Source organism: Shewanella sairae, from assembly GCF_023283535.1.
Taxonomy (GTDB): Bacteria; Pseudomonadota; Gammaproteobacteria; order Enterobacterales; family Shewanellaceae; genus Shewanella; species Shewanella sairae.
The window spans coordinates 117,027-123,565 of the sequence record NZ_JAKILT010000008.1; the positions used below are offsets into that span (position 1 = coordinate 117,027).

Annotated in this window: 3 protein-coding genes and 1 pseudogene; 2 read left to right on the top strand and 2 right to left on the bottom strand. The window is 43.3% G+C overall.

The window, feature by feature from the left end; genetic code table 11:
• Positions 1 to 58: 58 nt before the first annotated feature.
• Positions 59 to 1,423, top strand: coding sequence for a sensor domain-containing diguanylate cyclase (locus L2748_RS05210; RefSeq protein ID WP_220781048.1), 1,365 nt, complete (start codon positions 59 to 61; stop codon positions 1,421 to 1,423).
• Between the two features lie 58 nt (positions 1,424 to 1,481).
• Here L2748_RS05210 and L2748_RS05215 read toward each other — a convergent pair whose 3' ends face one another.
• Entirely contained in the window at positions 1,482 to 2,129 is a 648-nt protein-coding gene (locus tag L2748_RS05215; RefSeq protein ID WP_220781049.1) for an HAD-IA family hydrolase, read from the bottom strand.
• Positions 2,126 to 3,085, bottom strand: a complete 960-nt coding sequence (gene rluC / locus L2748_RS05220; protein WP_220781050.1) for a 23S rRNA pseudouridine(955/2504/2580) synthase RluC — start codon at positions 3,083 to 3,085, stop codon at positions 2,126 to 2,128. Before rluC ends, L2748_RS05215 begins: the two co-directional genes overlap by 4 nt.
• 599 nt (positions 3,086 to 3,684) lie before the next feature.
• Between rluC and rne the strand changes: the two are divergent.
• Positions 3,685 to 6,539, top strand: a pseudogene (gene rne, locus L2748_RS05225) (ribonuclease E); the annotation flags it as partial.

Genomic DNA, 6,539 nt, shown 5'->3' on the forward strand with positions numbered 1-6,539 from the left:
AAAGGTTTTAGTTACGGCTAGTTGCTTTATTGACGACATAATGGTTGAGAATGGAATTATGACCAACATTGAGGAAGCTCTTGCTTTACTTGCTGCGCCTTATACCGATGAACGTTTTTTTAATCGAGCACTCAGCGCACTCACTTTAGTTACCCAATGTCGCTGGGCAGGGTTTGCAAAACCATCGGCAAGAAAAGGATTCGGTGAAGTCGTTGCATTTTGTGACGGTAAACAAAGTTTGCCGAGTTTTGAATTTGAGCTTAAAGGTTCCCCGTGCGAGCAAGTCTATTTAAAAACTGAAGAGTACCACATACTTTTCAGTAAGGATTTACAAAACCGCTTTCCTGATTTTTCGCTTATCAAGTCATTAGGGGCCAATAGCTACCAAGCTGAAAAAATTGTCGCTGATGATGGCGAGGTGTTAGGTCACATATTTGTGCTTGATACCCTCCCCCAATCTGAAAACACCAAATCTAAAGAGTTTTTTCGACTATTAGCACAAAGAGTCGGTGTAGAGTACCATCGTCATATCATTACCCAGGAGCTGGTTCGCCGAGAGAAAATGATTGAAAGCTCCGAGCAATATATGTCCTTTGTTGATACAAATTATATTTATCGCGTTGTTTCGAAAGGATATGAAACACTGTTCAATCAAAAGCAAGATGAAATTATTGGCAAAACCGTTATTGAACTGCATGGCCGTCTGACCTTTGAAAACCAAATAAAGCCTTTGCTCGATCGTTGCTTTCAGGGCGAACAAATCAAAACTCAATTATGGATCCACCCACCTCATATAGAACAGCCTCTCTTTTTAGATGTACACCACAACCCTTATTATGACTCGCACGGCAATATAAAAGGCTCAATAGTTTCCGCGCATAATATAACAGAGCTACAGCTGGCTAAAAACAAAGTCGAGTATCTAGCAAATCATGACAGCCTGACAGGACTTGCCAACCGACGTTCACTGTTTCAGCAGTTCGAGCGGCAGCTTTTAATAGATAAACAGGGTGAGAAAAAGCTAGTCATTGCTTATTTAGACATCGACAATTTCAAGTCAATTAACGACAACTATGGCCACAAAATTGGTGATCTGGTTTTGAAAGCGGTCGCTGAGATTTTGAAAAAGGCTACTAAGGATTGCGATACTATTGCCCGCATCGGTGGTGATGAGTTTATTGTAATCACCTCTTTTGTTGATGAGGAACATTCCTTTGCTTACCAGAGAATATTACACACTCTGCGTAAACAGCTCGAATGCGCTTTGTGCACAAGCTTAAAAGTCGACGGCATGACAATAAACCTAAGTGTCAGTATAGGCCTACACTTAGTGACGGATACCTCGATAGAAGTGTCATCGCTAATCAGCCATGCAGACAGTGAAATGTTTAAGCATAAGCAAAATGGTCTCGTTCACCAATAAAACCGGCCGACACCATTTAGTGTTATTCAAACTACACAGCAAACACTAACAGACTCAATTACTCTAGAACATTAAGCAGGTCAATTGGTCGGTGAATAATTGCTTTAGGCTTCGCCAGTAATAACCTTGATTCACTGTGCGCGCCGTAACTCACACCAACGGAGTCAATACCGGCATTATTAGCCATATTCAAATCATGCAGTGAATCGCCAATCATTATGGCTCTTTGAGGTTTCACTTTTAGCTCTTCTAAAAGTTCATGAAGCATGTCCGGATTAGGCTTACTTTTAGACTCATCAGCGCAGCGGCTCGACTCAAAATGGTGGCCTAACCCGGTTTCTGATAGCACTCGGTTCAAACCATTACGACCTTTTCCTGTTGCAACGGCTAAACGATATTCCCTAGCAGACAATTCATTTAACAGCTGCTCGCTACCATCAAATAGTGGGCTTGGCGTATTATTAAGCGTTAAGTAGTGTTCTTTATACGAACTAATCATCGGCTCAAAATCTATATTCGACTGCAATGGGTATAGCGTTTTTAACGCTTCCTCCATGGAAAGACCAATTACATCTCTCACCGCTTGCTCTGATGGCGTCGCTATTGTCAGCGTCTGCGCCATCTGCTGCATGCAAGTAACAATTTTACTGATGGAGTCCATTAAGGTTCCATCCCAATCGAAAATGACTAATTCGTAAGATTTCATACTTTCTTTAACTTCTTTAAGGTTGATTCGAGTATTGGGTCTAATGGTGCTTTAACTTGCATCACTTCTTCTGTTTCAGGATGCGTGAACTTTAACTGCGCAGCATGAAGGAACAATCTGTTTAATCCTTTTGCACGCATAGAGTCGTCAAACTTTTGTTCGCTGTACTTTTCGTCACAAGCAATCGGATGACCTGTAAATTGACAGTGCACACGAATTTGGTGCGTACGCCCAGTAACAGGGCTTGCTTGTACTAAGGTTGAATCTTCATACTTCTGTAAAATCTTAAAACGCGTCTCAGACTCTTTACCTTCTTTGTTAACACGTACAATCCGCTCACCAGATTTCAGTGTCAATTTAAGCAAAGGTGCCTTAATAATTTTATCATGAGCTTGCCACTCACCTCTAACCAGTGCCACATAGTCTTTCTGCATTTTCTTATATCTAAGTTGATCGTGCAGATGACGCAGAGCACTGCGCTTCTTAGCAATGAGTAACACACCAGAGGTTTCTTTATCTAAACGATGGACTAACTCAAGAAACTTTTGCTGCGTACGCAGTGAGCGCATCGCTTCAATTACACCGAATTCAACGCCACTACCACCATGAACGGCAATGCCTGATGGTTTGTTTAGCACAATGAGGTATTTATCTTCAAATAAAATACGTTCTTCAAGTTGCGATACTTTAGTCAATTTGGCGGAAGGACCTGGGCGGCCTTCACTTTCAGACACTCTTACCGGCGGAACACGTACGATATCGCCATCAGCCAATTTATACTCAGGCTTAATACGCTTCTTGTTCACACGAACCTCGCCTTTACGTACGATCCTGTAGATCATACTTTTAGGCACACCCTTAAGTTTTGTTAGAAGAAAATTGTCGATACGTTGTCCAACATGGTCCTCATCAATAGTAACCATTTGGACTTGTGCTTTTGGAGATGGAGTATTCATACTGCGCCGTTATGTATTTCGTTGCAGAGCATTGTACAACAACTGAAAAGAATTGTGCCTTTCCATTTGCTGATTTTATCTATTATTGCTATATTTCCCTCGCTATTGCTGGCAACTATTGGATAAATCGTCCCAAAGCCAGCGGTACATGACGTATCAGTACGAGACTAAAAACGTTTAAGGATTGATAGTAAATCGTTAATTTACAGGTCGTTGTATCAATAAAAAGGCAAAAAAATACGCCTTCACGACTAAATCAAAACTAAAGCCCAATTTATAACTGGTTTCTCGACTGAAACGCCCCAATTTCGAAGAATAATTTTAACTCGTCGTCAGACGCTACCATTTCGAATTGGCATTACCGGAAAGTATTTAAAGAATTTATGGGGTTGGTTGACATTTAACAACGAATTCCTTGTTTTTTGTAAACATAAAAAAATAAGCCATAAATAGGATGCGACACGCAGCGAATGCGTCTAACAGTTATTGCGCACCTTGCCTAGAGACCAGCCGTGAGGTTTTGTTTTTTAATCCTAGGCCCGTAATGCAGTGAAATATGTAGCGTTTGATGACCTTATATAAAGAAGAATTACGTCATCATGAAACGGATGTTAATCAATGCGACTCAATCTGAAGAGTTGCGCGTTGCCCTTGTTGATGGGCAACAACTGTATGATTTGGATATTGAAAGCCCAGGTCATGAACAAAAGAAAGCCAATATTTATAAAGGCACAATCACTCGCGTAGAGCCGTCTTTAGAAGCGGCTTTCGTGGATTACGGTGCTGAACGCCACGGCTTCCTTCCACTTAAAGAAATCGCTCGCGAATACTTTCCAAAAGGTTACTCTTTCCAAGGCCGTCCTAGCATTAAGGAAGTGGTTAAAGAAGGCCAAGAAGTTATCATTCAAATTGATAAAGAAGAGCGCGGCAACAAAGGCGCAGCCCTTACTACCTTTATCAGTCTTGCAGGTTCTTACCTAGTTCTAATGCCAAATAACCCTCGCGCTGGCGGTATTTCACGTCGTATCGAAGGTGACGAGCGTACTGAACTTAAAGCTGCACTTGCTGAGCTAGAAGTACCACAAGGCATGGGTCTAATCGTTCGTACAGCGGGCGTTGGTAAAGACCCAGCAGAGCTGAAATGGGATCTTAAGGTACTACAGCACCACTGGGCTGCTATTAAAGAAGCATCAGAAAGTGCCCCTGCACCTTTCTTAATCCATCAAGAAAGTAACGTGATTGTACGTGCTATCCGTGACTATTTACGTCGCGATGTTGGCGAAATCCTGATTGACCACCCACGTATTTTCGAACAAGCAAAAGAACACGTTTCGCTAGTTCGTCCAGATTTTGTTGAGCGTATTAAACGCTACGACGCTGAAGTACCATTATTCACTCACTACCAAATCGAAACGCAAATTGAATCTGCTTTCCAACGTGAAGTGCGTCTACCATCTGGTGGCTCAATCGTTATTGATCCAACTGAAGCACTAACGTCTATCGATATTAACTCTGCTCGCGCAACCAAAGGCGGCGATATCGAAGAAACGGCACTAAACACTAACTTAGAAGCCGCTGACGAAATTGCCCGTCAATTACGTCTACGTGACTTAGGTGGTTTGGTTGTTATCGACTTCATCGATATGACGCCAGTGCGTCACCAACGTGAAGTTGAAAAGCGTATGCAAGATGCCGTTCATCATGACCGCGCTCGTGTGCAATTAGGTCGTATTTCTCGTTTTGGTTTGATGGAAATGTCACGCCAGCGTCTACGTCCTTCTTTAGAAGAATCAGCCGCTCACTTGTGTCCTCGCTGTCATGGCCAAGGCACGATTCGTGGTACTGAATCGCTAGCATTATCAATTCTTCGTCTAATGGAAGAAGAAGCAATCAAAGAGAACACCTCGCAAATTGAAGCGGTAGTGCCTGTTGATGTTGCAGCTTTCCTACTAAACGAAAAGCGTAAAGCGATTCGCATCACTGAAAAGCGTCATAACGTTGAAGTGTATGTCATCCCAGATCCAAATATGACAACACCGGATTACCGTGTTGTACGTCATCGTAAAGATGATGAAATCAGCGAATCAAGCTACAAGTTACTTGAAAAAGAAGAGTCTAAGCTATACGAGCCTCGTAAACTTGAGCGAGCTGCGGCGCCACAGCCGGCACTGAAAGGTTTCTCTACACCTAAAAAAGCGGTGATTGAAGAAACTAAACCAGCTGCTGCACCTAAGAAAGAAGAACCTGGTTTCTTCGCTAAGATTGCTGCTGCAATTAGCTCGCTATTTGGTAGTAAAGAAGAGCCAAAAGCTGAGCCTAAGAAGCAGGACAAAGACAGCCGTAATCAAAGTCGTAATAACAACCGCCGTAATAGCAACCGTCGTAACGACACGCGTCGCAATCGTAATGATAGCCGCAATGAAAACAGCGAGCAGTCAAAAGATAAACGCAAAAACAATCGCAACGAGAATAACGACAACCGTACTTCTGAAGACACGAACAAGCGTCAAACTCGTAACGAAAAGCCACGCAAAGAGAATAAGACAGAGACAACTAACGAACAGCCTAAGCAAGAAGCTGCACGTGAACGCCGTCAACGTCGTAACATGCGTCGCAAAGTACGTGTAAACAACGAACAGCAAGAAGAGTTAAAAGCTGACGTTGCAGTGACAGAAGCGCCAGTGCAAGCTAAGCCATCAACGGATGACAAGCCTGCTAAGCCAAAGCGTCAACCACGTAAGCCAAAAAGCAGTTGAAGCCGAGACGGTTGAACAAGTTGATGCAGTGAGCACAGAAAGTGCTGCAGTTGAAACGCCAAAGCCTGCTGTAGACAGCAAAGTTGAAGCGACTGAAGTAAAAGCTCACGCTGACACTGTGGCAGAAACAACAGAAGATGCGACATCTACTGAAGAAAACGTTCGTGAACCTCGTGAAGGTCAGCGCAGAAGCCGTCGTAGTCCTCGCCACCTAAGAGCTGCAGGACAACGTCGTCGTCGCGATGAAGATGCACAACATGGTGATGACAACGCAACGCCAGCGTTTATCCCTAATGAAGTAGAAGCGCCAGCAATAGAAGCAGAGCAAACTGTTACTTCTCCAGCACCTGTAGTTGTTGTTGCTGAAACAGCAATTGAGCCTATTGAAGTTGCATCAGTGCAAATGCCACAAGCAGATGCATCTGTTGAAGTGAAAGCTGAGCCAGTTGTTGAAGCTAAAGTTGCAGCGCCTGTTGAAGTGAAAGCTGAGCCAGTAGTTGAAGCTAAAGTTGCAGCACCTGTTGAAGTGAAAGCTGAGCCAGTAGTTGAAGCTAAAGTTGCAGCACCTGTTGAAGTGAGAGCTGAGCCAGTGGTTGAAGCTAAAGTAGCAGCGCCTGTTGAAGTGAAAGCTGAGCCAGTAGTTGAAGCTAAAGTTGCAGCACCTGTTGAAGTGAAAGCTGAGCCAGTAGTTGAAGCTA

Coding starts and splice junctions, on each gene's coding strand:
- L2748_RS05210 (WP_220781048.1), top strand. CDS start 59: ATGACCAACATTGAGGAAGCTCTTGCTTTACTTGCTGCGCCTTATACC.
- L2748_RS05215 (WP_220781049.1), bottom strand. CDS start 2,129: ATGAAATCTTACGAATTAGTCATTTTCGATTGGGATGGAACCTTAATG.
- rluC (WP_220781050.1), bottom strand. CDS start 3,085: ATGAATACTCCATCTCCAAAAGCACAAGTCCAAATGGTTACTATTGAT.